Origin of the sequence: Ectobacillus soli, from assembly GCF_042610425.1 — a bacterium.
In the GTDB taxonomy this organism is placed as follows: Bacteria; Bacillota; Bacilli; order Bacillales; family Bacillaceae_G; genus Ectobacillus.
Genome location: NZ_JBGJZM010000001.1, coordinates 300,102 through 326,582, shown reverse-complemented (window position 1 = coordinate 326,582; position 26,481 = coordinate 300,102). Strand labels below are relative to the sequence as shown.

Annotated in this window: 35 protein-coding genes; 4 read left to right on the top strand and 31 right to left on the bottom strand. The window is 37.4% G+C overall.

The window, feature by feature from the left end:
- Window positions 1–134: 134 nt before the first annotated feature.
- The 13 genes from ACAN53_RS01650 to ACAN53_RS01590 all read right to left on the bottom strand — a co-directional run bounded on the left by ACAN53_RS01650 (window position 135) and on the right by ACAN53_RS01590 (window position 9,262).
- Entirely contained in the window at window positions 135–257 is a 123-nt protein-coding gene (locus ACAN53_RS01650) for a DUF4023 domain-containing protein (protein ID WP_379966060.1), read from the bottom strand.
- A 168-nt stretch (window positions 258–425) separates the two neighbouring features.
- Window positions 426–1,199: a sulfite exporter TauE/SafE family protein gene (locus ACAN53_RS01645; protein ID WP_379966057.1), complete on the bottom strand. Its 774-nt coding sequence runs from the start codon at window positions 1,197–1,199 to the stop codon at window positions 426–428.
- Between the two features lie 54 nt (window positions 1,200–1,253).
- A complete protein-coding gene (locus ACAN53_RS01640; protein ID WP_379966054.1) occupies window positions 1,254–1,508 on the bottom strand; it encodes a metal-sensing transcriptional repressor in 255 nt (84 codons plus the stop codon).
- A 12-nt stretch (window positions 1,509–1,520) separates the two neighbouring features.
- The gene (locus ACAN53_RS01635; protein WP_379966051.1) at window positions 1,521–2,090 is read right to left on the bottom strand and encodes a class I SAM-dependent methyltransferase; all 570 of its coding nucleotides are present in this window, start codon (window positions 2,088–2,090) and stop codon (window positions 1,521–1,523) included.
- A gap of 223 nt (window positions 2,091–2,313) precedes the next feature.
- Window positions 2,314–3,015: a polysaccharide deacetylase family protein gene (locus ACAN53_RS01630; protein WP_379966048.1), complete on the bottom strand. Its 702-nt coding sequence runs from the start codon at window positions 3,013–3,015 to the stop codon at window positions 2,314–2,316.
- Between the two features lie 66 nt (window positions 3,016–3,081).
- Complete coding sequence (locus ACAN53_RS01625; protein WP_379966045.1) at window positions 3,082–4,233, bottom strand: MGDG synthase family glycosyltransferase; 1,152 nt, start codon at window positions 4,231–4,233, stop codon at window positions 3,082–3,084.
- Window positions 4,234–4,242: 9 nt separating this feature from the next.
- Window positions 4,243–4,887: a TVP38/TMEM64 family protein gene (locus ACAN53_RS01620; protein ID WP_379966042.1), complete on the bottom strand. Its 645-nt coding sequence runs from the start codon at window positions 4,885–4,887 to the stop codon at window positions 4,243–4,245.
- Window positions 4,888–4,904: 17 nt separating this feature from the next.
- On the bottom strand, window positions 4,905–5,519 hold the full coding sequence (locus tag ACAN53_RS01615) for an undecaprenyl-diphosphatase (RefSeq protein ID WP_379966039.1): 615 nt from the start codon (window positions 5,517–5,519) through the stop codon (window positions 4,905–4,907).
- 36 nt (window positions 5,520–5,555) lie between these two features.
- Complete coding sequence (uptA, locus tag ACAN53_RS01610; protein WP_379966036.1) at window positions 5,556–6,155, bottom strand: undecaprenyl phosphate transporter UptA; 600 nt, start codon at window positions 6,153–6,155, stop codon at window positions 5,556–5,558.
- A 139-nt stretch (window positions 6,156–6,294) separates the two neighbouring features.
- Window positions 6,295–7,116, bottom strand: a complete 822-nt coding sequence (locus ACAN53_RS01605) for a hypothetical protein (RefSeq protein WP_379966033.1) — start codon at window positions 7,114–7,116, stop codon at window positions 6,295–6,297.
- Between the two features lie 12 nt (window positions 7,117–7,128).
- On the bottom strand, window positions 7,129–7,629 hold the full coding sequence (locus ACAN53_RS01600) for an anti-sigma factor family protein (RefSeq protein ID WP_379966030.1): 501 nt from the start codon (window positions 7,627–7,629) through the stop codon (window positions 7,129–7,131).
- Window positions 7,622–8,158 carry an RNA polymerase sigma factor gene (locus ACAN53_RS01595; RefSeq protein WP_379966027.1) on the bottom strand — a complete coding sequence of 179 codons (537 nt, stop codon included), beginning with the start codon at window positions 8,156–8,158 and terminating at the stop codon, window positions 7,622–7,624. Before ACAN53_RS01595 ends, ACAN53_RS01600 begins: the two co-directional genes overlap by 8 nt.
- 201 nt (window positions 8,159–8,359) lie before the next feature.
- Window positions 8,360–9,262, bottom strand: a complete 903-nt coding sequence (locus tag ACAN53_RS01590; RefSeq protein ID WP_379966024.1) for a cation diffusion facilitator family transporter — start codon at window positions 9,260–9,262, stop codon at window positions 8,360–8,362.
- Between the two features lie 357 nt (window positions 9,263–9,619).
- On the opposite strand from ACAN53_RS01590, the gene ACAN53_RS01585 reads away from it, so the two are divergent.
- On the top strand, window positions 9,620–10,462 hold the full coding sequence (locus ACAN53_RS01585; RefSeq protein WP_379970208.1) for a cation diffusion facilitator family transporter: 843 nt from the start codon (window positions 9,620–9,622) through the stop codon (window positions 10,460–10,462).
- A gap of 136 nt (window positions 10,463–10,598) precedes the next feature.
- Entirely contained in the window at window positions 10,599–11,276 is a 678-nt protein-coding gene (locus ACAN53_RS01580; protein ID WP_379970206.1) for a polysaccharide deacetylase family protein, read from the top strand.
- A gap of 60 nt (window positions 11,277–11,336) precedes the next feature.
- Here ACAN53_RS01580 and ACAN53_RS01575 read toward each other — a convergent pair whose 3' ends face one another.
- The 3 genes from ACAN53_RS01575 to ACAN53_RS01565 all read right to left on the bottom strand — a co-directional run bounded on the left by ACAN53_RS01575 (window position 11,337) and on the right by ACAN53_RS01565 (window position 13,145).
- Window positions 11,337–11,753: a disulfide oxidoreductase gene (locus ACAN53_RS01575; RefSeq protein WP_379966021.1), complete on the bottom strand. Its 417-nt coding sequence runs from the start codon at window positions 11,751–11,753 to the stop codon at window positions 11,337–11,339.
- Window positions 11,753–12,448: a DsbA family protein gene (locus ACAN53_RS01570; RefSeq protein ID WP_379966018.1), complete on the bottom strand. Its 696-nt coding sequence runs from the start codon at window positions 12,446–12,448 to the stop codon at window positions 11,753–11,755. The genes ACAN53_RS01575 and ACAN53_RS01570 overlap by 1 nt, the downstream gene beginning before the upstream one ends.
- Before the next feature lie 181 nt (window positions 12,449–12,629).
- On the bottom strand, window positions 12,630–13,145 hold the full coding sequence (locus tag ACAN53_RS01565) for a PadR family transcriptional regulator (RefSeq protein WP_379966015.1): 516 nt from the start codon (window positions 13,143–13,145) through the stop codon (window positions 12,630–12,632).
- Between the two features lie 347 nt (window positions 13,146–13,492).
- Here ACAN53_RS01565 and ACAN53_RS01560 point away from each other — a divergent pair, with 347 nt between their 5' ends.
- Window positions 13,493–13,951: a PIN domain-containing protein gene (locus ACAN53_RS01560; RefSeq protein WP_379966012.1), complete on the top strand. Its 459-nt coding sequence runs from the start codon at window positions 13,493–13,495 to the stop codon at window positions 13,949–13,951.
- A gap of 94 nt (window positions 13,952–14,045) precedes the next feature.
- Here the strand turns inward: ACAN53_RS01560 and ACAN53_RS01555 are convergent, their stop codons facing one another.
- From ACAN53_RS01555 to ACAN53_RS01535, 5 genes are all read right to left on the bottom strand, one after another.
- Complete coding sequence (locus tag ACAN53_RS01555; protein WP_379966009.1) at window positions 14,046–14,282, bottom strand: YrhC family protein; 237 nt, start codon at window positions 14,280–14,282, stop codon at window positions 14,046–14,048.
- Between the two features lie 145 nt (window positions 14,283–14,427).
- Window positions 14,428–15,561: a bifunctional cystathionine gamma-lyase/homocysteine desulfhydrase gene (locus ACAN53_RS01550; protein ID WP_379966006.1), complete on the bottom strand. Its 1,134-nt coding sequence runs from the start codon at window positions 15,559–15,561 to the stop codon at window positions 14,428–14,430.
- 1 nt (window position 15,562) lies between these two features.
- Window positions 15,563–16,486 (bottom strand): PLP-dependent cysteine synthase family protein, encoded by a 924-nt coding sequence (locus ACAN53_RS01545; protein ID WP_379966003.1) that lies wholly within the window; start codon window positions 16,484–16,486, stop codon window positions 15,563–15,565.
- A 132-nt stretch (window positions 16,487–16,618) separates the two neighbouring features.
- A complete protein-coding gene (mtnN, locus tag ACAN53_RS01540) occupies window positions 16,619–17,314 on the bottom strand; it encodes a 5'-methylthioadenosine/S-adenosylhomocysteine nucleosidase (RefSeq protein WP_379966000.1) in 696 nt (231 codons plus the stop codon).
- Window positions 17,315–17,330: 16 nt separating this feature from the next.
- A complete protein-coding gene (locus ACAN53_RS01535; protein WP_379965997.1) occupies window positions 17,331–17,966 on the bottom strand; it encodes a class I SAM-dependent DNA methyltransferase in 636 nt (211 codons plus the stop codon).
- A gap of 145 nt (window positions 17,967–18,111) precedes the next feature.
- Between ACAN53_RS01535 and ACAN53_RS01530 the strand changes: the two genes are divergently transcribed.
- Complete coding sequence (locus tag ACAN53_RS01530; RefSeq protein WP_379965994.1) at window positions 18,112–18,333, top strand: YrzA family protein; 222 nt, start codon at window positions 18,112–18,114, stop codon at window positions 18,331–18,333.
- Between the two features lie 498 nt (window positions 18,334–18,831).
- Here ACAN53_RS01530 and ACAN53_RS01525 read toward each other — a convergent pair whose 3' ends face one another.
- The 10 genes from ACAN53_RS01525 to ACAN53_RS01480 all read right to left on the bottom strand — a co-directional run bounded on the left by ACAN53_RS01525 (window position 18,832) and on the right by ACAN53_RS01480 (window position 26,467).
- Window positions 18,832–19,422 (bottom strand): YrrS family protein, encoded by a 591-nt coding sequence (locus ACAN53_RS01525; RefSeq protein ID WP_379965991.1) that lies wholly within the window; start codon window positions 19,420–19,422, stop codon window positions 18,832–18,834.
- Between the two features lie 208 nt (window positions 19,423–19,630).
- Window positions 19,631–20,107 carry a transcription elongation factor GreA gene (greA, locus tag ACAN53_RS01520; protein ID WP_379965988.1) on the bottom strand — a complete coding sequence of 159 codons (477 nt, stop codon included), beginning with the start codon at window positions 20,105–20,107 and terminating at the stop codon, window positions 19,631–19,633.
- A 146-nt stretch (window positions 20,108–20,253) separates the two neighbouring features.
- Window positions 20,254–20,892 (bottom strand): uridine kinase, encoded by a 639-nt coding sequence (udk, locus tag ACAN53_RS01515; RefSeq protein WP_379965985.1) that lies wholly within the window; start codon window positions 20,890–20,892, stop codon window positions 20,254–20,256.
- Between the two features lie 245 nt (window positions 20,893–21,137).
- A complete protein-coding gene (locus tag ACAN53_RS01510; RefSeq protein WP_379965982.1) occupies window positions 21,138–22,418 on the bottom strand; it encodes a peptidase U32 family protein in 1,281 nt (426 codons plus the stop codon).
- A 17-nt stretch (window positions 22,419–22,435) separates the two neighbouring features.
- Entirely contained in the window at window positions 22,436–23,365 is a 930-nt protein-coding gene (locus tag ACAN53_RS01505; protein WP_379965979.1) for a peptidase U32 family protein, read from the bottom strand.
- A complete protein-coding gene (locus tag ACAN53_RS01500) occupies window positions 23,362–24,009 on the bottom strand; it encodes an O-methyltransferase (protein ID WP_379965976.1) in 648 nt (215 codons plus the stop codon). The genes ACAN53_RS01505 and ACAN53_RS01500 overlap by 4 nt, the downstream gene beginning before the upstream one ends.
- A 247-nt stretch (window positions 24,010–24,256) precedes the next feature.
- On the bottom strand, window positions 24,257–25,327 hold the full coding sequence (mltG, locus tag ACAN53_RS01495; protein WP_379965973.1) for an endolytic transglycosylase MltG: 1,071 nt from the start codon (window positions 25,325–25,327) through the stop codon (window positions 24,257–24,259).
- A 117-nt stretch (window positions 25,328–25,444) separates the two neighbouring features.
- Window positions 25,445–25,768 carry a DUF1292 domain-containing protein gene (locus tag ACAN53_RS01490; protein ID WP_379965970.1) on the bottom strand — a complete coding sequence of 108 codons (324 nt, stop codon included), beginning with the start codon at window positions 25,766–25,768 and terminating at the stop codon, window positions 25,445–25,447.
- A gap of 13 nt (window positions 25,769–25,781) precedes the next feature.
- Window positions 25,782–26,198 (bottom strand): Holliday junction resolvase RuvX, encoded by a 417-nt coding sequence (ruvX, locus tag ACAN53_RS01485; protein ID WP_379965967.1) that lies wholly within the window; start codon window positions 26,196–26,198, stop codon window positions 25,782–25,784.
- Between the two features lie 2 nt (window positions 26,199–26,200).
- The gene (locus ACAN53_RS01480) at window positions 26,201–26,467 is read right to left on the bottom strand and encodes an IreB family regulatory phosphoprotein (RefSeq protein ID WP_379965964.1); all 267 of its coding nucleotides are present in this window, start codon (window positions 26,465–26,467) and stop codon (window positions 26,201–26,203) included.
- Between the last annotated feature and the right edge of the window lie 14 nt (window positions 26,468–26,481).

Sequence of the window (26,481 nt, the reverse complement as noted above, 5' to 3'; positions counted from 1 at the left end):
CTCTTATCTGAAGAAAAGCAACCGTTTTTTAATTAACCATGAAATACGGAATACGGTTACAGTTCATAGTACCCCGATACTTTCTTTACTTATTACTTTGTAATTTACAATATTTCTATTGCGACTAAAACTCTTTATTTATGTTCCTTATTAGGTTTCTTTTTACCTGGATTTCCATTACCTTGACTTTTTCTATTTTGTTCGTCTTTTTCTTGTTTTTCGTGCAACTTCTCTACAAAATCATGTGTACTATCCATCCATTCCCCTCCTTGATTATGAAGCTTGTTATTACTTTAACCGTTTGACAATAGAAACATACATATTAACTGCATCTGTAAACTGTTATTTGCAAACAAAAACCCGTCACATCTTCACTGAAACGGGTTTTACCTATATGGGTATATGTTCATGTTAGTTATTACTTCTTACAGTATGTCAAACCATATTTTTACCGAGGTAATTACGATTACTACGGCTAAAACGCTTTGTAACACTTTTGTAGAAACTCGTTGACTTATTCTTGCTCCTAGTGGTGATGCTAGGAGACTAGCAATAACTAGGATGGTGGCTGGTAGCCAAGAAACTTGACCAGTCATTACTTTTCCTATTGTGGCGCCGATACTGGATATGAATGTAATAACAAGAGAAGAGGCTATGGTCATTCGAGTTGGGATTTTTAATAAAACAAGCATAATTGGAACTAATAGAAATGCTCCCCCAGCACCAACAATACCTGATACACTTCCCACTATAAACGCTGCTATTATAGCGATCCATCGATTGTATTTCACAAATTGTAAGGGAGAGTCCGTACCTTTTTTCGGGACAACCATCATAATAGCTGCCATAGTGGCAAGAATTGCGTAAAGAACTGTAATTTGTCCTTCACTTCCAAACTGAGAACCGAAGCTGCCTAGAAAGCTACCTACGAACATAGGGACCCCCATATTTAATATGAGTGATTTGTTTACAAATTTACTGCCTCGATAGTACCATGTACCGCTTAGTGTAGAAACAAATACTTGCACTGCCACTATTCCTGTCACTTCATGTGCAGTAAAGGTAGGAAATCCTAATAATGCGGGAACATATAATAAGATTGGATAGTTAATAATTGCTCCGCCTATTCCGAGCATACCAGATAGAAAAGAGCCTATACATCCAAGTGCAAAAATGGTGAGGATAAAGCCAATACTCATGTTGCATTCCCCCTTGTTAACTTAAGGAACTTCCTTCTTGTTTATCCAAATGGATTAACGACTTTTCACAATAAGTTCCAGCGCACTTTTGACTACTTCACTTGAATCATTTTCTTTGCTGTTATATACGCAATGCTCAACGTTTGCTGCTACAATTATTCCAATAGCCCGATCAATCGCCGTACGAATTATGGAAAGTTCCTGTACAATATCTGGACATCCTTTTTTCTGTTCCATCATCGCAATAACTTCTAGAACTCTTTGATCCATTTTCTTTATATCTAACTGAATTTCTTTTTGATAATCCATGGAGACTCCTCCTTACGACATACGAACGAGTAAACCGTATACAGAATCACTGATTTTATAAAATTTACTTGCATAACCAAATGATGTTAATAGATTCTGCAACTTAATTGATGGAATTCGCTCCTCTAATGCTGGCCCACTCTCGCTGACAACAGCTTCCCACTCAACGATAAGTAGTTGTCCACCTTTTTTCACAATTCGTGACACTTCGCGCAAAAGTGCCCCAATATCCGGTATTTCATGTGCAACGAATGCAAAGAGCACCTTATCAGCGACTTCATCTGGTAGCTGCGTGTTTGTCACATCACTTGTGACATACGTTAGATTCGAAATATGTTGTTCACGTGCTCGGTCCTGAAGAAGGGAAAGCATGTGAGGTTCAATATCAACTGCATATACCATTTCTTCTGTAATCCTAGCAATAGGAAGCGTAAAATATCCGTTTCCTGCACCAAGTTCCACAACCTGATCACCTTTTTGAATGTTCATAATTTCAATGACATTCTCAGGTAAGATAGCTTTCCCCCGTTTTGGGTTTAATAATTTATTTGCATGCTCTGGATTAAAACGATGACCTGTCATTATTCTATCTTCCTTTCTTTCATGTATATGATACATCATCATGTATTGAAATAATTATAATAGCAATCTGAAAAATAATAGCAATATACCCTAATGGGTATATTAATTGTAAATCACCCTACAATAAATTGCAATATGTTTCGACTCTATGCTTCTTATTACACAAAAACAAACCATCACTTATAAGTGATGGCTTATCTGCATAATTGTAAAAAAATAATAATTACTTGTCAGGAAAAAGCTGTCCCATCTTCACACATTGATAGCCGCGTCGCTGCACTTGCTGTAGTACTTCTTCTAGAGCTTGCAGCATAAATTCTGGTGCATTTGATTCTGCTCCCCACGTTTCTCCGCTATCATGTAGTACGATGACAGCACCTTCATGTAGAGAATGTAGCAATTTTTCTTTAATTCTTACACTTCCGCCCTTTGTACGCCAATCTCCTACAATTATCGACCATATAACCATACGAAAATTTTTATGTAAAAAAAAGTCCAGGCCAGTTACAAGTCCCCAAGGAGGACGATAAAATACAGGACGTACACTCGTAATATGTTCCACATAGGATGCTGTTTTCTCCAAATGTTTTTTTACCGTCCAAGGTCCTAACAGCAAGTTCGAGACATGAACATAATTATGGATCCCTATTTCATGACCTTCTTCCTGCATTCGCTTCAGTATTTCTGGATAACGTTCCGCCTTCTCTCCTACTACAAAAAAAGTTGCTTTCACTCCATATTTTTTTAACAAGGTAAGCAAAAGAGGCGTATAGATAGGATTGGGACCATCATCAAATGTAAAGGTAATTTCTCGTCTCTTCTTACTTTTTAAAATAACACCGAAGCCGAATCGCGCTACTATATTTGGAATGATTGCATAGAATAGAATGAATATAATCAGAACAGTAAACAAGATAACCCACATTTCATTCATCTCCGTTATAAAAAGTAAGACCATTTCTAATGTATTTACAATAAAGTATCAATGCCGTTATACACTTGTTGGAATACGATTCCTCTCTTGCTGACTCAATTGTATTATAGCAAGAAGAGCATCGAGAGCAGACGGCTTACACTTGTATGTTTCTACGTTTTTCTTTAATGCTAAATAGGCTAAAGGATTACTGCTAAGTTCAGCTAGCAGTAGTCGCAAATCTTCCAGTGTTTCTGCTTGCATAGCAACGCCAGCTTTTTTTAAAAATGAAGCATTATCCTGTTCCTGCCCAGGAAGTGCACGGTACAAAACCATCGGTAACCCCACAGCCATTGCCTCGGAAATAGTAACACCGCCTGGTTTGGTCACAATAAGGTCGGAAACAGCCATGAATTCATGTACATAATCAATATATCCAGTAACGATACTACGATGCTTACAGTCTTTTAATTCATCTTCTGCAATTTGTCTGAGTTTATTATTATGTCCGCATACAACTAAAATTTGAAGCTTTTGTTCTAATGAAGTAAGCATTTGAAAGAGTGACACTGCATCTCCCATAAGACCGTAGCCGCCTCCCATAATAAGAATAGTAGGAATTGATGAGTCTAATCCATACTTTTCTAACAAGCCAGAATGAGAGTAATCGCAACAAAACTCTTGTCTTACCGGAATGCCTGTATCAGCTATTTTATCTTTTTCTATTCCTCGTTTTTGAAGGGCTTCCTGTACCTCTTTTGATCCCACAATATACAAATCCGTGTTCGGATGAATCCAATAACCATGGTCTGTGTAATCAGTAATAATTGTTACCGAGGGAACGTTACTAAGACCATACTCCTTTAGTTTTGAGATGAGAAAAGCTGTATAAGGAAATGTATTCACAACAACTGTTGGCTGAATTTCTTCTAATAATGTTTGCATTCGTTGTAACTCTTCAGATAAAAAATGAAATTTCAGTGTAGGAGAATTGCTTAGACGCGTTTTTCGAAACAAATATCCGTAAAAACTTGGAAAGGTCTTTATTCCTTTCATATACATGTAATGACCTATTGGAAATAATAACGGATGCTCAAGGGATATAAAATCTAAATGTATTGTTTCAATCCCCTCATGAAGCCTGGCTACCTGAGAAATAGCATGAGCAGCTTGTTGATGACCTTCCCCAAAAGTGCTAGAAAAAATAAGCATTTTCTCTTTTCCTACCATAGTTGTCACCTACTCATTTTCTAATTTTTCGGTTTTTTCTCTACTTTTCATTTTAAAAAATACAACATAATAACTTGCTCCTATGACAGCCATATAAGCTGCATACGCTACAATGGCTCCCCATTGATGATGCATAAAAATGGAACCTGCATAATTTACAAGTAGAATATTTGGAATTTTCCCCAAGGAGGATGCAACAAAAAATGCATAAATACTGACATCACTAAGTGCCCATGTCATATTTACGACAGTAGCAGGAATAACAGGAATCATTCTACTTAGGTAAACAGCAAGAAAAGGCTTCTTAAGCATTATTGCTTCGTATTTTTTAATTGTTTCATATTTCATTATATAGGTCTTTGTTACATTGCGAAATCCATATCGTACTAGCAAGAAAAAAACGGTCGTTCCTAGCATTCCCCCCGCTAAAGAAATGAGAGCGCCTTGCCAAACGCCAAAAACCGCCCCAATTATCCCTCCTAAAATAGGAAAGGGTACAATGGGGAAAAATGCACCCATTGCAACCATTAGCATACTAATCCATATAGAAAACATACCGCCTTCTTTAATAATTCCAACGAATTGATCTCGATTTACATAAATAATAATGAGAATCATAGTTACGAAAAGGATACTACTTACTTTCTTGGCCATGAAAAACTCCTTAATAGTTAGCCCTCACGATGCGCTCCATGATAATATTTTGAAAGAAACGGAATAACGATGATAACCTTTCTAAACAGGCGGAAAATAAATTGTGCGAGCGGTTCTACTTTTTTGGCATTTGCCACAACAATAAAGCTAGTCATAAACGAAAGAGCTGCTCCTCCTATCACATCAAGTGGATAATGGACACCTATATAGATTCTTGTTATTCCAATAAGGATTGCCCAACTAAGTACAATGTGTTTCAAAGAATCACTTCGAAGCAACAGTGTAAAGGCAATCGCAAACACAAGTACAGAATGATCACTTACGAATGAAGAATCCAGGCCGTGCGGAACCAATTGATGAACATGATACGTGACAAATGGACGCGGATGATAATATACGCTATGTATAATCGCATTTATAGCTAATCCCATCAATGTTGAAAGCACAGCGTATATGGCAGTGTACTGCTTAGAAACAGCTACTCTTTCTAACTTTCCATTTTGAAACCAAAGAGCTAGTAGAATAAATATAGCTACGTATGCCGTACTATCTGTTAAAAACACCATCGTTTTATCTAAAAGAGCTGAATGCCCTGCTAAATTGTTAATTTGTTGAAAGATTTCATTATTCAATGGACTCTCACCTTCTGTTTCTTCATAGTTGTATGATTATGCACGAGTTTGTCTATTTTTTTGTATTTTTACAAATAGGTATGCAATTACACCTAAGATAGCCGCATACATAATGGGCTGTACGTACGGCTTCGCAATTTGATTCACTTGTTGCCAATTTGAGGCTAATTTTTCTCCAAGATAAATAAATAAAATGGACCATGGAATGATAGCTAGAGTCGTATAACCCGTAAACTTTGCAAGAGACATACGTGAAATACCTGCTGGAATACTAATGGCATGCCGAACAACGGGTATGAATCTTACTGTAAATATTACTCCAACCCCGTACTTCTCAAACCAACGTTCTGCCATATTAATTTGTTTTTCGCGAACGAATAAAAATTTTCCATATTTCACCAAAAACGGTCTGCCTCCATACTTACCAATCCAATATAAAAATAATTGAGCAATTACACCACCGATGACCCCTGCAATAACGGCTCCGACAAAACTAACTTCTCCTTTTGTAATCAGATAGCCCGCATAAGCTAATACAATTTCACTCGGGATAACCTCTATCATTAATCCAATTGCAATTCCTACATATCCAAAACTCATTAAAGTCAATAAAACACTTTGTATAAAACTACTCATATACGTATATTGCCTCCTTAGTTTTCTTCATGTTAATGGACGAAGGCAACTTATAAAAAGTTCAGACGAAATAAAAAATATTTTATCCTGTATGCATTCCTTATATCATTCGCATTGTCCGAATGATGTAAGGAATACATCATCTTTTTTTTCTTCTATCCACCAACCATTTTATTGAAACACCAAAGGAAAGCCAGAGTGTTAGCAAAATAACGAACCCTCCAATTAACGGAAGACTCATAAAAGAGAGTAAAATGGCACACCCAATCGTTAGTTTCTTCCACCACGGACCATCTTCAAGCCCTTTCACCTTTTTTGCAATTACATCGCTAAGCATACACATCCCAATTAATAGGGAAAGAAGAGATAGGACAAGTAATACAATGACAATTGGTATACCAATCACACTAATGGTAAGCAGTACGCTAATGGCTCCTAGAGCAATGCTAGCAAATGCTCCTGTGACAAGCAATCGCCCCCACTCGGATGTAACCGGAGTACTCATGCTTTCCATTCGTTGTTTCATAAGTATCCCAGTTAGTATTGTAAAGATTCCGATACTAAGTACCGTCATAATTCGAATAATCCACATACCAAGAAATAATGCTCCTGCAAATAAAAAACTATTTTGCGTAGCATCATTGAATTGGAGCGCGAGCAGATGTTCCCCAATTTTCGCACCTTGTTGTTGCTCAGCTACCCCTCCAATAACAAGAATGGGACCTTTAATAATAGCGGTTTTTTGAATATGTAAATCTCCATTTATGACGATAACTGCCGTATTGACCGTTCCTTCTACTGTTAAACCATTACCGATAACAAGAATTCCTTCTACTTTTTGATAATCGTGAATGATCGTTTCCTTAAATTGAATTAGATTTGTTTCTGCAGCAAGGGCTTGCTGTTGCATGGGAAAAAAATAGATACACATAATGAAAATTGATAATCGAAGTATTTTCAATTTTCCACCTCCTTAACTGATAGCTTTCGTCCGCAACAACCGGTGAATCGACCAACTGGAAAAAATGAAAACGAAAAGGGTTGATATCACGATAATTTCAATTACATTAGGAACGGAAGAAACAATCGTCACAATTGCGCCAACAAGACTCATGCCTACATGTATAAACGCAAATAGAACTTGAAAGATGGCATACAAGATAGAGCTCGTTTGTAGAACAAGAAATAAGAATAGAGCAGACACAACGATGGAAAGCGAAACATGCATAACTTTCGATTTTCGTTTCAATTGTTGCTTGTAAGAACCAATGTTCTCCATTACAAGCTCTTCGAAATGATCATCTGGTTGAATCAATGAATAGGCCTGTAGAATATCCTGTTTCATCTGCACTAGCTCTTCAACCTGATGTTGACATTCTATACACACACTAAGATGTTTCTCCACTTTCATACGTTGATCCGAACTTAATTCATCGTCTACGTAGTCAGGTAATAATTCTTCTATCTCATGCATTCTCATCACCTCTAGAAATTTCTTTTCTTACCATCATTCTTGCTGCATTCAATCTAGACTTAACCGTTCCAACAGGAATATGTAAAATAGTTGCTATTTCATCGTAAGAATATCCCTGTACGTCTTTTAAAATAATGACCGTTCTATGTTCAACCGATAATCTTTGCATAGCTTCCTGTATCGTTAACCGTGTTTGTATGTGTTCCATCTCATCGTTCTCTATACTTATCATATCTTCTTCTGAAGAATACGACTTTGTTTTATTCATCTTTTTCAAGCGATCATAGCATAAATTCGTTACAATTCTCGTTAACCATGAAACAAATGCATATTCATTTTCTAATTTTGGAAGGGAAAGATAGGCTTTAAGAAAGGCTTCCTGCGCTATGTCCTCAGCCTCCATCTTATCATTAACCATTGCATAGGCATGACGAAACACTTCACCTTTATACAATGTGACCAGCTGTGAGAATGCATCTTCTTTTCCTCGTTTTGCGCGCTGTATTAACTCATGCAATTCCTGGTTCACATACTCCAGCCCCTCCTGTCTTCTCTCTTGTCTGAAAAGACGTACTTTTATTGAAAAATGTTCATTTCACCCTATATTTTTATAATTTGTATTCGTTTCATGGATTATGTTAGGTCTTATTCCAGTATAGGAGGGAATATTTCATTTTCCAATAAAAAAATATCCCTATATCCATGCATACATGGGTATAAGGATAGAATACTATTTATTCGACTTTGTTTCATACCACGGATTCAGATGAATTAAAACTTCCTTTACTTCTGGATGTTCTTTCATAATTGATGTTTTTATTTCTCTACATATATCATGACCTTGCTGGATATTAAGCTCTGCAAGCACGCTAACTCTTGCATCAATTAAAACATAATAGCCTAGTTCTCTTGCTCTAAGACGATCAATTCGTTTCACGTTTGGATTTTCTTCGATAAGTTTACGATAGGATTGTTGTTTTTCAAGTGTCAAACTCCCCTCCATTAACGTATCGATTGATTCTTTTCCCATCTGTACAGCAAGACGAAGTACAAAGATAGAAACGATACTTCCAGCAATCGGATCCCCGTAAGCACCATAAGGAATGGGAATAATATTATTTAACAAGGCAATTCCAATCCCAATTGTAGCTGCAAGGGATGCGTATACATCAGCAAGATGATCATAAGCAGTAGCTAACAATCCTTTGCTATTTACCCTTTTTCCAACTCGGTATACATATATGTATAGAATTTCTTTCCAAACTAGCGACACAATTGCAGCAAGTAAAGCAATTATATGTGGCTTAGCGGCAGGCTCAAATAAAGATGAAACGGACTCATAAGCTATAAATACAGCAGCAAGTGCTAATATGATGGCGACAATAGCAGATGAAATAACTTCTGCTTTCCCGTGACCGTAAGGATGATCTTCGTCAGCTGGTTGAATTGCAATTTTCATGGATCCTAGTGAAGCGACAGATGCAGCAACATCTGCTGCACTATGGACACCATCTGCAATGAGAACCTGACTCCTGAACACAATTCCCACGATTAATTTTAAAATTGTTAATAAAACATTACTAAAGACACTAATCCATGCTGCTAGTAAAGGTGATGTACGTGATTGTATCATACACCAAGACTCCTCTCTATTTTCTTCCCGGGTAAAAATGGTACGAATTTTTTATACTTTTATTAGCTTACCAAATATAGGCCATGTGAGTCTATGCAAACAAAGTTGATTATCTATACATAAGTAGCGATATGGTAACATTTTTGACTAAATGAAACTTATTCTTTTGCCTTCGTAAAACATTTTTTGTATACGCTTACTTTCCTGTTTTTTTCTAAAAAGATTTCTCTAGACCCACATGTATTTCGTTTGATAGGATTGTAAAAAGCAAATTTATAAGTGGATATGTTTTCCACTACATATCGAGATAGAAATTTGGAGGGAAAGAAATTGGATCAACGCTATAAGGAGCTTAGAATGGGGGAACGCGGTGCCATTCTTAGTATCATCGTATACATTCTATTATCTATTTTAAAATTATTTATAGGTTATACTGCCCATTCAGAAGCATTACAAGCAGATGGTTACAATAATACAACAGATATTATTGCATCTATCGCCGTTTTCATTGGTTTGCGTGTATCACAAAAGCCGCCGGACCATGATCATCCCTATGGTCATTTGCGCGCCGAAACGGTTGCATCCATGGTCGCTTCCTTCATTATGATGTCCGTAGGCTTACAAGTACTCTATCAAGCCATTCTCTCAATGCTTAAAGGGGACACAACCTATCCAGATTGGACATCTGCGTACACAGCTATGTTTTGTGCAATCATAATGTTTTTCGTATATCGTTTCAATCATAAACTTGCAGGAAAAATTAAAAGTCATTCAGTAATGGCAGCAGCCAAAGACAATTTATCAGATGCGTGGGTGAGTGTTGGAACGACTGTCGGTATCGTTGGATCACAGTTTGGCTTACCCTGGCTGGACTCGGTGACAGCTATTATTGTTGGACTGCTCATTTGTAAAACAGCTTGGGATATTTTTAGAGAAACTACTCATCAATTGACAGATGGATTTGACGAAGAGGAACTAACAGCCTATAAGGGTACCATTGCACAAGTACCTGGTGTAGAGAAGGTCAAAGCCATTAAAGCCAGAAGCTATGGCAGTAATGCAATTGTAGACGTCATTATACTAGTGGATGCAAGCATTGATGTGCGTATTAGTCATGACATTTCCTCTGACGTAGAAAAAATTCTTGTTACTAAACACGATATTTACTTAGCAAACGTACATGTTGAGCCTCTAGATTAATCAGACAAAAAGTGGAACCTCTATTACCGTTTTTTTATCTAACGGTATATTTTTTTCTTTTCCTCAAATATTAAGTGTAGGAAAAGAGGTGATTGCGATTCGTATCTATCTTTTGTCAGCACTCATCATTTGTTTCATGTTGACTCCTCTACATGTTGAAGCCAAAAAAATCAAACGTGAAAAAGTAGAAGCACAAGGCGATATTGTGTGGGAAGTACCTACATCTCATAAAGTAATGGCCCTTACATTTGACGATGGGCCTAATCCAATTTTCACTCCTGAAATATTAGATATTTTAAAACAGTACCATGTACAAGCTACTTTTTTTGTCGTAGGCAATCGTATGCAAGAAAATCCAGCAATTATGCAACGAATCGTAGCAGAAGGTCACGAAATTGGAAACCATACAATGACACATAGGTATTCAAATAAAGCATCTATTGAACAAATGAAACAGGAAATTATAGAAACGGAAAGGTATATCGATAAATGGCAACCAAATACACCGCGGTTCTTTCGACCTCCAGGGGGGTATATGAGTGAAGAATTACTTACTTTAACAAAAGAAGAAGGATATAAAACCATACTATGGTCTTGGCATCAAGATACGAGGGACTGGTCATCTCCGGGAGTATATGCAATCGCAAATCATGTTTTAAAGCATGCTCGAAATGGGGATATTGTACTGATGCACGACGGGATATACAATAAATCTCAAACGATTCGTGCGCTGAAAATTATTCTACCTGCACTCTTACAGAAAGGATACGACTTTGTAACAGTATCCGAGCTGTTAGCATACAAAAAAGAATGAGCAGCTTCCACAAGCTACTCATTCCTTTTACGAAGCGATTTCATTTTTCCACAATCAATTTCATTCTTCCTCAGCTAAAGCTTGCTTCCTAACAAAAAACATACATACTGTTATGACTGTAAAGGCAACAAAAGCTAGTAGCGGGATCGTAATAAATCCAAACCAATCAACATATTTTCCTGTACAAGGAACACCACTTGAACAGGTTTGAAATTGTTGAAGCGCTGAGATATGTTGCTCTGCATAATGATAGCCAGATAACAACATACCAAGTATGGACATGGGAAGAACATACTTATAGATTGAAGACTCATTATGATACAAGGCAATGCCAATTAAAAGAACGAGAGGATACATAAGAATGCGTTGGTACCAGCATAATGTACAGGGCACGTAATGCAATACCTCACTAAAGAATAGACTTCCTAGCATCGCTATTATTGCAGAAAGCCATGAAAGCACAAAAGATTTATTCATTATTTGCTCCCCTTCGCTGCATCATCAACCATTTTTTTCAGATCATCATACGATTGACCCTCAAACTTTTTACCATTAATGAAAAGCGTCGGTGTTCCATTTATTTGTAGCTTGCTTACATAGGACATATCCTTATCTAGGGCAGCTTGTTCCTTTTTCTGACTAAAGGCTTGTACGACTTTATTTACATCGTCACTGCTAGCAATTTCTTTTAATGTATCTGTTAAAAAGCTTTCAGTGAAATAATCCATTTTTTCATATTGCGGATCTTCTGGTTGCTTCTTATAAAGTAGATCATGGAATTTCCAGAATGCAGAATTTCCCAATTCCCCATACACTGTTTCTGAGAACAAAGCCGAACGTGTAGAATCTACGTTAATAAAGGCATAGTTCATAAAATAAATCTTTGCTTTCCCTGTATCTACAAAATCCTTCGTCATTTGCGGAACAAAGGTTTCATTAAAACTTTTACATACAGGACATTTATAATCTCCAAATTCAACAATTTGGACCGGTGCTGTATCTTTCCCTATGTATGGTTGTCCGCTATAGTCAATTGTTGCTTCTTTTTTAGATGTAGAAGCATTCCCTAAAATAATTAAACCGGCTATCACGGCAACAATTACTATACCCACTGCCCAAAATACCCATCTTGAAGAAGTTTGTATCTTGCCTTTTTTCTTCTTACTCGCCATGTATTCACCCCATATATTTTCTATTTCAAGATGTAACTTTAAAAGTTACATCTTCTAGAATCCAGTGCAATTACTACGTAAAAAACTACCTTACACTAGTTATTATATTTTTTAGAAAAATGGAGTGTCAAGATATATTCTCATATGTACATCTATTTGACACTCTCCTTACAATCCTTTCTTATTTATTTTGTAAGCGGCTAATGACACTTGCAAGCCATTCACACTCCGCTCGCAACATAACAAGATTTCGTTCAATAGCTAAATCAACCCCGCTCCCGCTTCCATGACTCGGAACTTGCTCTTGATAGGAGATACGCTTGTAAAGCTTACTAAGCCGGGTTTCTAAGCAAACAATTGCTTCTTCTAACGGAAGATAGTCGAGAAACATAAGACCAATATCAATAGGATCGTTTTTCTTTCCCACGCTTTCTAAATTTCTACGTAGTAACTCCAAAAAGTACTGTGTGCCCTCTTCATTCACACTATATACTTTTCTTGGCGGGCGATTTCCTTCTTGCTCGATATGAACATCAATATGTCCTAAAGCACTTAATTTTTCAAGCATATTGTAAGCTGTCGCCTTTTTCATATCTGTCATATTACTTAAATTTTTCTCTATAAACTCATTTATTTGATAGCCATGCTGACTTTGTGCCATTAATATTCCTAATAATATAAGTGCGCGCTCTTCCATAATTCAAAACTCCTTCTAGTTCCATTCTTTTCATTTTAAAAAATCCGCAAGAATAAAGTCAACTCTTCTTTACTCAACACTATAATAGTCATTAATTGACTACTGATAAATTCTTACTGTATGGTAATAGTAATACTATCATTACACGGTGAAGATAGTAAATAGAATAAGGAGCTGTAACAATGTAGATTTCTATGAATACAATTCGAACACAAGCTCAGATGAGCATTTACAACATAGCCGTGTTAGAATGATTCATAGATACCATTTTAGTTTTCTTGAGAAGAAGTACTTTTTGAGAAAATTTAAAATATTTTTAAACAAATGAAACTAGGGGGCATCTAATTTTGTTCAAGTTATTTCTCTTTTTACATCTCACGGGTCTAGCAGTTTGGCTCGGTGCTATGGTAGTTGTTGCTGGAATTTTATTAGCATTAAAAAAGGATATTCGTAGTTCTGGTGTAAATGAATCACTAAAGAAAATCCTTCGATTCTTTAATATGGTAACACATCCAAGTGCTACAATCGTTCTTATTACTGGACTTGTTATGCGCTTTTCTTCCGAAGTGGAAGGAAAAGGATCACTTTGGCTAAGCTATATGCAAGATTTCGGTAGTTTAATTGTACTCGGCTCTATTATTGCCTTAACAATCTTAGGAAAACGTGCTGTAAAGAACCTAGATGGAAAAGAAGATGCTGCAACAGCTTCTAGCCTTTCTAAATATGCAAATGGACTTTTTGTATCAGCATTTCTTGTAATCTCAGTATTATTTGTTGTTGCTCTAAAATTAGGGAATGTAGAATAAAAAAAACTTGTCTATTCGTAGCATGTTGACGAATAGACAAGTTTTTTTTTACTTTATATTAGCAAAACAGGTATTGCGTTCTCTACTACCGAAACTATTGCAGTTGATTTTCTTGCAAATCATTCAGTTTTTCACGAACTTTTTTAGCTTGAAAGAAGAAAACCATCGCTCCACTTAAAAAAACTCCAATTGATACTAGCATGGTAATAAGCTGTAACAATGTTTTTCCCCCATTTGGAATGAGAAGGCCCAACATAAAAATTGTGCTTAGTGCTAGTAACACTTGTCCAAACCGATTGTAGTCCGCTATTTTATGTTGCAAATGCTTCATTTCTATCACTCTCCATACTACTTACAGTAACATATTCTAGTAATCTAATAGTCAAGTAAATGTATCCAAAGTGGAAATGATTTCCCAAAAAAGGAAATAGCCTCTTTTACGCCTATGTCGATTACGTTACTAGAGGCTATCTTTATTATGCTAAAGCTTGCGTTAAGTCCTCGATTAAATCCTCGACATCTTCAATACCAACCGAAATACGAATAAGTGTATCGGTAATTCCAAGCTCCGCACGACGATCCGCTGGAATGGAAGCATGAGTCATCTTTGCTGGTACAGAAATTAAACTTTCCACTGCTCCTAAGCTCTCTGCAAGAGTAAAATATTGTGTATTACTCATCAAGCGATTCAAAGTATCTATACTATCTACATCGAATGAAATAATTGCCCCGAATCCTCTTGCTTGCTTCTTAGCCATTTCATGTTGTGGATGATTAGTAAGACCAGGATAATGTACTTTTTTCACTTTTGGATGTTCAGTCAAGAAGTTCGCAATTTTCCGAGCATTTGCTTCATGTTCTTCCATTCTTACCCCTAAAGTTTTTAATCCACGGAGAAGAAGAAAACTATCTTGCGGACCAAGTACACCGCCTGTAGAATTTTGGATAAAGTGAAGATTAGTTGCTAATTGCTCTGTATTTACAACAACGACGCCAGATACAACATCACTGTGACCACCTAAATACTTTGTTGCGCTATGCAATACGATGTCAGCACCGAGTGTGATTGGATTTTGCCAATATGACGTCATAAATGTATTATCGACTATGGTTAAGAGATTGTTCTGCTTTGCTATTGTTGATACTTCTGTAATATCTGTAATTTTAAGTAGTGGATTAGTTGGTGTTTCAATGTAAATTGCCTTCGTATTTGGCTTTATAGCTGCTTTTACTTCTTCTAGATTTGTAGTATCTACGAAAGTATGATCTAATCCAAACCGGTTCAGAACTTTCGTCATAACACGAAATGTACCGCCGTATACATCATCCGTTAGAATGACATGGTCTCCGCTTGAAAATAGCATCATAACGGCAGTAATAGCTGCCATTCCAGAGCCGAATGCAAAGCCTGCATGACCATTTTCGAGTACAGCTACCATATCTTCAAGTGCACTACGCGTTGGGTTGCCTGTACGAGAATATTCGTAACCTTTATGCTTACCAACCGCTTCTTGCTTATACGTACTTGTTTGATAAATCGGAACGGTTACTGCGCCAGTTTGTGGATCTCCGATCGAAATACCATGAATTAACTTCGTTTTTTCTCTCATTTTAGTCCCATCCTTTGTATATGTCTTTACTTAGGTATCGTTCACTACCATCTGGAAAAACGGTTACGATGTTTGTTCCTGGTTTGGCATTTTCTGCTTCTAATAAACTAGCATGAAAGGCAGATCCAGATGAACTACCTACTAAGAGGCCTTCAAGTTTTGCAAGCTCTTTTACGCGATGAAAAGCATCGCGATCCGAGACCGTATGAATGCTATGAAAATAATTCGTATTCATAAATGGCGGCAGAAACTCCATTCCAATCCCTTCCGTCTCATGTGGCCCAGACTGTCCACCGTTTAAGATAGACCCTACTGGTTCTACAATCACACTTTTTAAATTTGGATTTTGTTCCTGTAGGTAAGTGGCTGTTCCCATAAATGTTCCACCTGTCCCCGCGCCAGCAACAAATATATCTACCTTTCCATCAAGATCCGCCCAAATTTCAGGTCCTAGAGTTTTAAAATACGTGTCGGGATTGGCATAATTAGCAAACTGCTGCGGACAATACGAATTTGGAATTTCTTGCAGCAGTTCCTTCGCTTTTGCGATAGCACCTGTCATCCCTTCTTCAGTGACTGTATTTACAACTGTAGCTCCAAGCGCCCGCATTAGCTCTTGTTTTTCAATACTAAATTTTTCCGGCACACATACAATTACATGTATATCGTATTGCAGAGCCGCTAGTGCTAGTCCTATTCCTGTATTTCCAGCGGTAGGTTCAATAATTGTGCCACCTCGCTTGACAAGCCCTTTATCTAATGCGTCTTCTATCATATGCTTCCCTAAGCGGTCTTTAATACTTCCACCAGGATTGAAATACTCTAACTTAGCAAATATTCGTACATCTTTCGGCAAGGAAAACCGCGTAATTTCCACGAGCGGTGTATTGCCAATTAGCTCGTGTACCCCGCGAAACGTGTTCATTAGGACCATTCCTCCTCAGTTCAAACAAACTCTCCAAAGTAAGGATTTCTCCTTACTTTGGATTCTTGCATATAAACTACTATTCTCTAGGGTTCCATACAACCGTATGCTAATTTAAAACAGACTTCATTCTTACTTTAGTTCTCGCAACATGTTTTCAATAAATCTCGTAGAATGAAGCGCAGCCTGATCTAAAAATTGATCAAATGATACATTTGATTCTTTTCCAGCAATATCAGAAAGTGCACGGATGATAACAAATGGTACTTTGTACTGATAGCACACTTGAGCAACCGCTGCAGCTTCCATTTCCACTGCATATAAATCCTTAAATTTACTGCGAACAAACGCTACACGTTCACTGTCATTCATAAAGGAATCCCCTGTTGCGATTGTTCCTTTTACAACTTGTACGCCATCTACATGCTTCATACAATTTTCTGCTAATGCAACAAGCTCTGCATCAGCTTCAAATGCAGCTGGTAAACCAGGAACTTGCCCATACTCATAATTAAATATCGTGACATCTACGTCGTGATGACGAACAAAGGTTGAAATCACAACGTCACCCACGTTTAGAGATTGGTGAAATCCACCGGCAGATCCTGTATTGATGACTTTATCTGGTTGATATCGTTCCAATAGGATGGTAGTTGCCATAGCGGCATTCACTTTCCCAATACCAGACTTCAGCAATACAACTTCATGTCCTGCAAATGTTCCTGTCGTAAATTCAGAACCTGCTACTGTTTCTACTACTCTATTCTCAAGCTTGTCACGCAATATGCGCACTTCTTCTTCCATTGCTCCGATAACTGCTATTTTCAAATGATATCCCTCTCTCTTACTTCTTAGTCGCCTCCACAATCCACACAAAATGATTTTGCCGTGTGAATGTCACATGGAAGCCGTTATCTTCAAATATCGATTGCATGATTGGAATCAGAGTATAATATTCAGACTGTAAATCCTTGGCTAAATTATTATAACCCCGGTCAATAGCATCTCGTATTGTACGATCAAAGGTTTCCTGATCCGTGAACATCGTATCAGCAAAGACTATTTTACCATTTGAATTTAGGATTTGACTATACTTCGAAATCGCAAGTCGCTTTTCTTCATCTGTTAGATGATGAAAGGCATATGTGCTAACAATTGTATCTACATCATGCAATAGTTCAAAATGTAAGTAATCCCCTTCTATAATAGACGCATGTGGAAGCTTTTCTCTTGCCAGTAGACGCATTTCCGTAGAAGGTTCAATGCCTAACACTTCAAATCCAGCATCCAGAAACTTTTTCGTCAGATTTCCTGTTCCGACTCCAAACTCTATAATAGATCCGAATGATTTTTCTACCACATTATTTAATATGGCATCATAATTTAAAAAAATATCTCTATATTCATCGTTTTCACCAGCAATAAAGGTGTCATATGTTTGTGCCCATTCATCAAATAGCTGATTGAATTCAATCCCCATCCGAATTCCCCTTTTTCTTATAGGATTTATCAGTATAATATGCCTGATTTTCAATAAAGTCAACACCCATACTTACAAATATAGTATTTAAAATTCTTATTTGTTACACTTAATAATAAGGAATTAGATAGAAAGAAGGATTATGATGGAACTCTCATTCGAAATGATTGAAGACAAAATTGAATTCTATGAAGCAAATGATTTAGCAACGTTACAAAAAAAAATCAATGAACAGATTGAGAACAATTGTGCGCTGTTACTAGAAGTTTACAATGTTTCTCATCAAATGTGCTTAGATTCAGATAGCAAACGAATACACTATAGCGCTGTTGTACATTTTAAGTTAAAAAAGAAGAGTGCTCGGTAGAGAGGAGGGCACTGAAAAAATCATTCAGGGCCCTTTTTTTATAGAGACGATTACTTTGATGCGCTTTGATGACCGGCTACCTTCATTTTCACTGGAAGCGGTAACTAATACAGGAGATTGATGACCGGTTACTTTCATCTTCACTGGAAGCGGTAACTAATACAGGGGATTGATAACCGGCTTCCTTTCATTTTCACTCGAAGCGGTAACCAAAACAGGGGATTGATGACCGGCTCCTTTCATTTTCACTCGAAGCGGTAACCAAAACAGAGGATTGATGACCGGCTCCTTTCATTTTTGTTCGAGGCGGCAACCAATGCCCTTATAATTCACTTTCGCGGGCACTAATCTAGTATCTATGCGTAAAGGGATTCTACAAGTTCCATCATTGGCTAGACAAAGAAATAAGGTATCCCTCTCTAGATATGTAAGAGAGGGATACCTTTTTCAGTGTCTTCATAAAGACTAATCTTCTTTTTTAACTCCATTCTTGTTTAACTATTTCAATTGTTGCACTAATGTTGGTTTCCATCCTTGCTTGTCGGCCCATTCAATATTTACTTTATACCGTTGCTCCGTATCCTTTGCTTTAACCGTGCCAACAGCTTTATTTTCTCCATTATTACCAATAAATAAAATGGTTAAATTATCGGTTGGAATTTTCAATGCATAAGAAATCGTTTGAACCATTTCTTTCCAATCTTGAGAAGATGTATCAAACTTTGTCGTATGTGGTTCTGATTGAGAAGTACCTACTGGCTTCCATGATGGATTTGTATAGGCTTCCGTAACCTTTGGATCACTTTGTTGAACAACTACCTTTTTATCTTCAACAGGCTGGGATGTACTCCCCGAAGGATTGGCAGCATTGCTTGTAGATGCTGCAGAACTTGTTGCATTTTTTGCATCAGTTGCCACTTTATTTTGATTAACATTATTACTCTTCACCGTTTGTTTCGGAGATGAGAACAGCTGGTATGCGACTGTAACTGCAGCAAAAAAGACGATTCCAATTAGTATGTTCAAAAATAATTTACGACGCTTCTGCTTTCTTTTGTGTAGTCTCGAATCGTCTAGAGTTTGAGTCATACTCTTACCTCCATCCGTGTTGTATTCACATATTTCTTATTGTAGCACCAATTGGGGGAAGGATGAAGAAAATCCTTTTATTTGTATTCTTTTAAACCCCTAGACATCTAAGAAAGAGGTAAAACCGGATAGACGCTCAAAACCCTCACAGAATAGATTCTGTGAGGGCTAATCATTCACTTGGTACTGTGAATTTAACTCATTTGGTTTATTTTACAGCTAGAACTTTCATCTTCATTTCTCCGCCTGGTGTAGCTACAATTACTTCATCTCCGACTTGTTTACCAAGTAGGTTCTTTGCAATTGGTGAATCATTTGAAATTTTTCCTTCAAATGGATCTGCTTCTGCACTACCAACAATTGTGTACGTTTCTTCTTCTCCATCTGGCAATTCGATAAATGTAACAGATTTTCCAAGAGAAACAACGTTTGATACTTCTGAGCTTTCTGTAATAATAACCGCATTGCGGATCATATTTTCAATTTGTGTTACGCGTCCTTCTACGAATGCTTGCTCATCTTTCGCTGCATCGTATTCAGAATTTTCAGATAGATCTCCGAAGCTACGTGCAATTTTAATACGTTCTACTACTTCTTTTCTTCTTGTCGTTTTTAAATACTCTAATTCTTGCGCAAGCTTATCTTTTCCAGCTTGTGTCATTGGATACGTTTTTTCAGTTGCCATAATGTCCACTCCTTTTTCTATCTACTACCTAATGATGCCATCCATACAAAGACGGCCCCACCCATCACGGGGTGAGGTTATATGTTCCACTGTATTCGGTATGTGCAGGAAAAAAACCTCCTGTTTCGGTGTCTTTTTCTATGCTATTACAAAATTGTTTTTTCTTCAAGAATTGTTCCAATTTTTGTTACCATTATATCAATTGCTACGTGATTTTGCCCGCCCTCTGGAATAATAATATCCGCATAGCGCTTAGATGGTTCAATAAATTGATTATGCATCGGTCTTACAACATTTATATATTGTTCGATTACCGAATCAAGCGTACGGCCACGTTCATTCATGTCACGCTGCATTCTTCGCAGGATTCGTATATCTGCATCTGTGTCTACAAATATTTTGATATCCATCAAATCGCGCAGACGTTTATCTTCTAGAATAAGAATACCTTCCAAAATGATAACGTCCTTTGGTTCTAGATGAATCGTTTCTTTTGAACGTGTATGCAATTTATAATTGTACAATGGCTTTTCAATCGGCTCATATTTTAACAATTGATTTATTTGTTGGATCAATAAATCATTGTCGAATGCAAGAGGATGATCATAATTCGTTTGTAATCGTTCTTCAAACGGGATGTCATCTTGATTTTTGTAATAAAAATCTTGTTCGAGCATTAAAATAGAGTGACCATGAAAATGATCAAAAATCGCTTTTGTTACACTTGTTTTCCCAGAACCTGATCCTCCAGCGATTCCAATCACAATAGGCTTTTGCTTACCCATCTATACTACCACTCTTTCTTAAAATATACGAACATTCATGTAAAAGAGTATCTCGGCTTCGTTTTTCAGAGAACTTCCGCCCTCCGGAGCTAAAGCGAGCCGATTTCCGCTTTTCTTTGGTGTCCAGCTCCAATCGGCTAGCTCCTTCCGGTCGGAAAACCTCACCCCATAAAGGCCAAAAGCGCCTTTTTGGGGCGAGAACTTCCGCCCTCCGGAGCTAAAGCGAGCCGATTTCCGCTTTTCTTTTATTGAAACATTCTTTTTCTCATCATGTCGTATGGGTGTACGGGTTTGTCCACTTTGATTTTTACTATTTCGAGTGGGTGTCTTGCTGCGTCTAGTTCTTCGCCTTCGCTTCCCCATATCGTTTCGACTTGCTGCGTAAAGTTTTCGATTTCTGGTCCGAAGAATTCTACTTCTTGACCAGGTTTAAAGTGGTTTCGTTGTTGAATGGTTGCTATTTTTGTTTCTGTGTCGTATGCAAGTACTAAGCCAACAAAGTCAAATGTTGTTTTTTTACTATGATCACCGTACATTTGCTGTTGGTATCCAGGTACTCCTTCAAAGAAAGCTGAGGCTGTGTCACGGTTTGCACATTTATCAAGCTCTTCTTCCCATTCTTTCTTGAATTCAAAATGATCAGGATCTGCGCAGTATGTGTCAATTACTTTCCGGTATACACTTACAACTGTTGCGATGTAGTGAATGGATTTCATACGTCCTTCAATTTTCAGGCTATCAATTCCAGCTTCAATTATTTTCGGAATGGACTGAACTAATGTTAGATCCTTTGGACTCATTGCAAATGACTCGTCACCTTCTTCAAATAACGCGATTTCATCTGCATTTTTCTCCTGTGAGGTTGTTTGTACTAAGTCATAGTTCCATCGGCATGATTGACAGCAACCCCCACGGTTGGAATCACGTGCCGTCATATGATTGCTGAGCGTACATCTTCCTGAATAGGCTATACACATTGCGCCGTGGATAAACGTTTCTATTTCAATATCCACTTTTTCTTTCATTTCTTTAATTTCTTCATAGCTCGTTTCACGTGCAAGTACGACGCGATCTAATCCTTCTTCTTTCCAATACTGCGCAGCCTTCCAATTCGTGAGCGATTGCTGCGTACTTAAATGAATTTCGAGAGACGGAGCTACTTCTTTACAAGTCTCAATAATGAATGGGTCTGCTACGATAATTCCAGCAACTCCGGCCTTCTCAATCGCTTGCAAGTATTCTTCTAGTCCGTCCATATTTTCATTGTGCGCATATATATTCGTTGTTACATATATTCTTGCTCCGTACTCTTTTGCAAAAGCAACGCCTTCTGCCATTTCTTCTATCGTAAAATTGTCAGCATTTGATCGAAGACCGAACTCTTGCCCGCCGATAAATACGGCATCAGCTCCGTAGCGAACGGCAATCTTAAGCTTCTCTAAGTTGCCTGCAGGTGCTAACAATTCAGGTCTTTTCACTATAATGCGTTTTCCATCAATGATTCGTGAAATTTCCTTACCAGTCATACTTATACCTCCTTTGTTTAGTATACAGTTTCTTTATAGAAAAACCCGGTATCTAACGGACGATTAATTGGCTGAATTGTTTCAATTTCTTTGTAAAGCTGATCCTTCACTTCATCGTATTTATCACGATTATCTACACAAAGATCGATAGCTGTGCGATATTTTTTCGTAATTTCAATAAGATACGCAGAATCTTTCAACACTCCATCAATCTTAAAGGAATCAATTTGTGCATCAATAAGTGTTTCTAGTTCATCAATAATACAAATATCCTTTGGACTCATAATATGTGTGCCATTCTCATCTTCAAATACAGGATATTTACTATTTCGTTCTGGATCATGGAGAAACATATTCTTTTCGTATTTTTTCTTTTCAATCTCAAGTATACGTCCTTGATATTCGAAGTAATTTCCAATAAGCGATCTCTTTGACTGGAACATACATGTCATACCATGAACTTGCACTTCAATTTCTACCTTTGCATGCTCCTTTATTTCTTCAATCGCTTCAAAGCTTAATTCACGAGCGAGGACTGCGCGCTTTGCACCTTTACGTCCCCAATAATTGCAAGTGAACCAATTTGTTGCTGTCGTTTCTGTATTCCAGTGTAGTTTCATATCAGGGGCAATTTCCTTCGCTGTCATTAGGACAGCTGGATCACCGAATACAATTGCATCTACACCTGCTTCTTTTAAAAAGGATACGTAGTCTGCCAGCACATCAATACTTTCGTTATGAAAAATGGCATTCATTGCAACATAAAGTTTTATATGATGTTGATGAGCAAGTTCTACAGCCTTCTTCACATCTTCACGGCAAAATTCCCCTGCAAGTCTAAGACCAAACTTTTGTTCTCCAACAATCAATGCATCTGCCCCTGCCTTTGCAAGCGGTTCAATATCATGTATGCTCGTTGGTGTGACTAGTAATTCTGGTTTTTTCATTTCCGTTCACCTCTTTTTTTGCTAACTGCTACTCCATCACCAATAGGAAAAATGGTAGTATCAAATCCATCATGTGCCATTAACCATTCATTATAGTTCTTTATCTTGTTTACTAAACTACGTAAACGTTTCTTTTCGATATTTTCTTCTACGACAAGGCCATGAAACAGAACATTATCAGTGATAATAACTCCTCCTTCATTAAGAAGAGGTTCATACAGCTCGAAGAAACGTTGGTATTGTCCTTTTGCTGCATCTATAAATATAACGTCAAATGTGCCGTGTTGTTTCACTTGTAAAGATGTTTCAAGCGCGTCCCCAAAAATAAGAGAAATAGTATCTTGTAAGTCAGCTTGATTAATATTTAAAATGGCTTCATCATACCGTTCTTTATCTCTTTCGATTGTCACTACATTCGCATGAACACTTTTCGCCATTCGTATGGCGGAGTATCCAATGGCTGCTCCTATTTCAAGAATAGATGTAGGCTCGATTAAGCGAAGCAACTGCAGCATAAATTCCATTCCAAGCTTATCCATAATCGGAACATGGTGTTCATTTGCGTACTGTTCCATCTGCAAAATAAGCGGATCCTTCTCTTCAATGAAAGAAAGTAAATAGTGTTGTGTTGCATTCTGCTCCATCGTAAAACCTCCTTTCGAAGCAAGAACATACTAGAGTAGAGTAATGATTATTATAAAAAGGAAGAGTGCTTACGAGTGGTTTCGACATCTTGCTTCTCCCACCAGAGCACTCCCTGTCAACAAGTTCCGCTCATTTTTATAACTTGCACATTACAAGAAATATCGTAATGTTACAAGCCCTTTTTAACCCGATATATTCTATCATAAAAAAGAAAGAGATGCGACAATTTTCCTATGCATTACTTTTCTACTTTGCCGTAATATACTTCGCCTTTAGCGCATTATGCTCTTCTAGTGTTTTTGCAAAGAACACTTCCCCACTTGGTGCCGCGAGAAAATAATAATAATCTGTTTGCACTGGTTCAAGCACTGCCTGCAATGACGGTTCGCCAGCATTGGAAATCGGTCCAACTGGCAATCCTTTATTAATGTATGTGTTGTAAGGTGAAGCAACCTTTAAATCCTGCAGCAAAACCCGCTCTTTATGTTTACCAAGCGCATATAGAACCGTTGGATCTGTTTGCAAAGGCATATTCGTTTTTAAACGATTGTAGAATACACTTGCAATTTTTTGCCGATCTGTAGTAGCTGTTGCCTCTTCTTCGATTAAAGAAGCCATCGTTAAAAATTGATGTACATCAAATTGCTTTTGCTTAATCTGATCTTCATGTTTTACCACATAGCTATTCGTTTTATCGAGCATAGGTGCAATGATTTCATCAATTGATTTTGGCTTTTTAAAATACGAGTAGGTAGCTGGATACAAGTAACCTTCCAGCTTATATTTAATTGTGGAATCATTTAGCTTGTCTGTAATAAGCTGAGGATATTTACTTTGTAGACGATTTAGCAATGCGGAATCGTTTAGCTGGTTTACGACATCCTCTTTATTCATATTAAACTCTTTTGCAATGATATCGGCGATTTCAACTATTTGTGAACCTTCTGGAATCACAACCTTATTCAGAGGTACCTGATACATGGTTCCTCCTGTAATATGGTCTGCAATATCTTTTACGCTCATCGCTGGGCTTAGTAAATACGTTCCGGACTTCAGTCCTGTTTTATAAGTTGTCTTTACATAGTACTCGAACACGGTTCCATTCTTCACAATGCCATTTTTCTTAAGCAAATCCCCAATTTCAGCAGTGGATGTTCCTGGTTCAATAGTTACCTTTTGTTTTTCTGTACTTTGTGCATTTACGGGTTGCAAAGCAGATATTACGTAACCATATAACGCGGCACTAACGAAGACGATTCCAAGCAGAACGATCACCCAAGTCTTTAGCTTTCGCTTGGGTTTATTAAATTTCATCATCTTTTGTCTATCCTCCTTGAAGTAACAAACACAGAAACCTAGTAACAGATGGAAAAATGATTTTTCTTTCCCCATAGAAAAACGGACTGCTTTCACAGTCCGCTTACTCTAAATGGCTTACTCTTCTTCGTCATCTAGAAAAGCACCGAACACTTCTTGTACTAAATCCCATTCTTCTTCAGATTCAAGTTCAGCTAATATGCCGCCCTCTTCTGATTCATCTGGTTGTACAATAGCTGCATCATAAATGCGGTCACCGTCTTCATCTAACTCTCCAACTGGAGAGAACACGACATACGTTTTCTGTCCAAATTGATCATGTTCAAAAGTAAAGACGATATCACATAAATGTTCATTGCCGTCTTGGTCTACAATTGTAATTTGATTTTCTTCTACAAGATCAGTATGGTCATGATCGTGGTCATGGTTATGTTCTGTCATTACTCATTCACTCCTATTGTTTGCTATCTAAGTACCCTTGCAAAATAACAACGGCTGCAACTTTATCTATAACCTTTTTACGTTTTTTACGACTAACATCAGCAGATATGAGCATTTTCTCCGCTGCCATAGTAGAAAGACGTTCATCCCATAACGTACATGGAAGAGTAAGAAATGTATGCAATTTGTCAGCAAAATCCTGACAAGCCAGGCCGCGTTCACCGATTGTGCCATTCATATTTTTTGGCAAGCCAATCACAATTTGTTCAACATTATACTCATTAACTAACTCTTTAATACGTGCAAAGCCAAATTCATTTCGCTCTGCATTAATTTTAATCGTTTCTATTCCTTGGGCTGTCCAGCCCATTTCATCGCTTATTGCGACACCAATTGTTTTTGTACCTACATCTAATCCCAAAACGCGCATGATTACTCCTCACGGTGATTCTTTAAATAAGATTTCACTAATTCTTCAATCAATTCATCCCGTTCGAGCTTACGGATGATACTACGTGCATCTTTATGACGAGGTATGTACGCTGGGTCGCCACTTAACAAATAGCCTACAATTTGATTAATTGGATGATATCCTTTTTCTTGAAGTGCATCGTAAACAGTAAACAATACTTCATTTACTTGAACACTTTGTTTTTCATCTTGAACTGTAAATTTCATTGTTTTATCGAATGGGTCCACTGTAAGCACCTCAC

Bases quoted from the DNA above. Each gene is read 5' to 3' on its own strand.
- ACAN53_RS01505 (WP_379965979.1), bottom strand. From the start codon at position 23,365: ATGAAAAAACCAGAATTACTAGTCACACCAACGAGCATACATGATATT.
- mltG (WP_379965973.1), bottom strand. From the start codon at position 25,327: ATGATGAAATTTAATAAACCCAAGCGAAAGCTAAAGACTTGGGTGATC.
- ACAN53_RS01575 (WP_379966021.1), bottom strand. From the start codon at position 11,753: ATGAATAAATCTTTTGTGCTTTCATGGCTTTCTGCAATAATAGCGATG.
- ACAN53_RS01525 (WP_379965991.1), bottom strand. From the start codon at position 19,422: ATGACTCAAACTCTAGACGATTCGAGACTACACAAAAGAAAGCAGAAG.
- ACAN53_RS01555 (WP_379966009.1), bottom strand. From the start codon at position 14,282: ATGAAGCATTTGCAACATAAAATAGCGGACTACAATCGGTTTGGACAA.
- ACAN53_RS01635 (WP_379966051.1), bottom strand. From the start codon at position 2,090: ATGACAGGTCATCGTTTTAATCCAGAGCATGCAAATAAATTATTAAAC.
- ruvX (WP_379965967.1), bottom strand. From the start codon at position 26,198: ATGCGCGTTTTGGGATTAGATGTAGGTACAAAAACAATTGGTGTCGCA.
- ACAN53_RS01510 (WP_379965982.1), bottom strand. From the start codon at position 22,418: ATGACTGGTAAGGAAATTTCACGAATCATTGATGGAAAACGCATTATA.
- ACAN53_RS01580 (WP_379970206.1), top strand. From the start codon at position 10,599: ATGTTGACTCCTCTACATGTTGAAGCCAAAAAAATCAAACGTGAAAAA.
- greA (WP_379965988.1), bottom strand. From the start codon at position 20,107: ATGGCAACTGAAAAAACGTATCCAATGACACAAGCTGGAAAAGATAAG.
- ACAN53_RS01550 (WP_379966006.1), bottom strand. From the start codon at position 15,561: ATGAGAGAAAAAACGAAGTTAATTCATGGTATTTCGATCGGAGATCCA.
- ACAN53_RS01545 (WP_379966003.1), bottom strand. From the start codon at position 16,486: ATGAACACGTTTCGCGGGGTACACGAGCTAATTGGCAATACACCGCTC.
- ACAN53_RS01620 (WP_379966042.1), bottom strand. From the start codon at position 4,887: ATGGCCAAGAAAGTAAGTAGTATCCTTTTCGTAACTATGATTCTCATT.
- ACAN53_RS01625 (WP_379966045.1), bottom strand. From the start codon at position 4,233: ATGGTAGGAAAAGAGAAAATGCTTATTTTTTCTAGCACTTTTGGGGAA.
- ACAN53_RS01645 (WP_379966057.1), bottom strand. From the start codon at position 1,199: ATGAGTATTGGCTTTATCCTCACCATTTTTGCACTTGGATGTATAGGC.
- ACAN53_RS01590 (WP_379966024.1), bottom strand. From the start codon at position 9,262: ATGATACAATCACGTACATCACCTTTACTAGCAGCATGGATTAGTGTC.
- ACAN53_RS01535 (WP_379965997.1), bottom strand. From the start codon at position 17,966: ATGGGGATTGAATTCAATCAGCTATTTGATGAATGGGCACAAACATAT.
- ACAN53_RS01650 (WP_379966060.1), bottom strand. From the start codon at position 257: ATGGATAGTACACATGATTTTGTAGAGAAGTTGCACGAAAAACAAGAA.
- ACAN53_RS01640 (WP_379966054.1), bottom strand. From the start codon at position 1,508: ATGGATTATCAAAAAGAAATTCAGTTAGATATAAAGAAAATGGATCAA.
- ACAN53_RS01585 (WP_379970208.1), top strand. From the start codon at position 9,620: ATGGGGGAACGCGGTGCCATTCTTAGTATCATCGTATACATTCTATTA.
- ACAN53_RS01530 (WP_379965994.1), top strand. From the start codon at position 18,112: ATGGAACTCTCATTCGAAATGATTGAAGACAAAATTGAATTCTATGAA.
- ACAN53_RS01570 (WP_379966018.1), bottom strand. From the start codon at position 12,448: ATGGCGAGTAAGAAGAAAAAAGGCAAGATACAAACTTCTTCAAGATGG.
- ACAN53_RS01490 (WP_379965970.1), bottom strand. From the start codon at position 25,768: ATGACAGAACATAACCATGACCACGATCATGACCATACTGATCTTGTA.
- ACAN53_RS01565 (WP_379966015.1), bottom strand. From the start codon at position 13,145: ATGGAAGAGCGCGCACTTATATTATTAGGAATATTAATGGCACAAAGT.
- ACAN53_RS01630 (WP_379966048.1), bottom strand. From the start codon at position 3,015: ATGTGGGTTATCTTGTTTACTGTTCTGATTATATTCATTCTATTCTAT.
- ACAN53_RS01500 (WP_379965976.1), bottom strand. From the start codon at position 24,009: ATGGAGCAGAATGCAACACAACACTATTTACTTTCTTTCATTGAAGAG.
- uptA (WP_379966036.1), bottom strand. From the start codon at position 6,155: ATGAGTAGTTTTATACAAAGTGTTTTATTGACTTTAATGAGTTTTGGA.
- ACAN53_RS01600 (WP_379966030.1), bottom strand. From the start codon at position 7,629: ATGCATGAGATAGAAGAATTATTACCTGACTACGTAGACGATGAATTA.
- udk (WP_379965985.1), bottom strand. From the start codon at position 20,892: ATGGGTAAGCAAAAGCCTATTGTGATTGGAATCGCTGGAGGATCAGGT.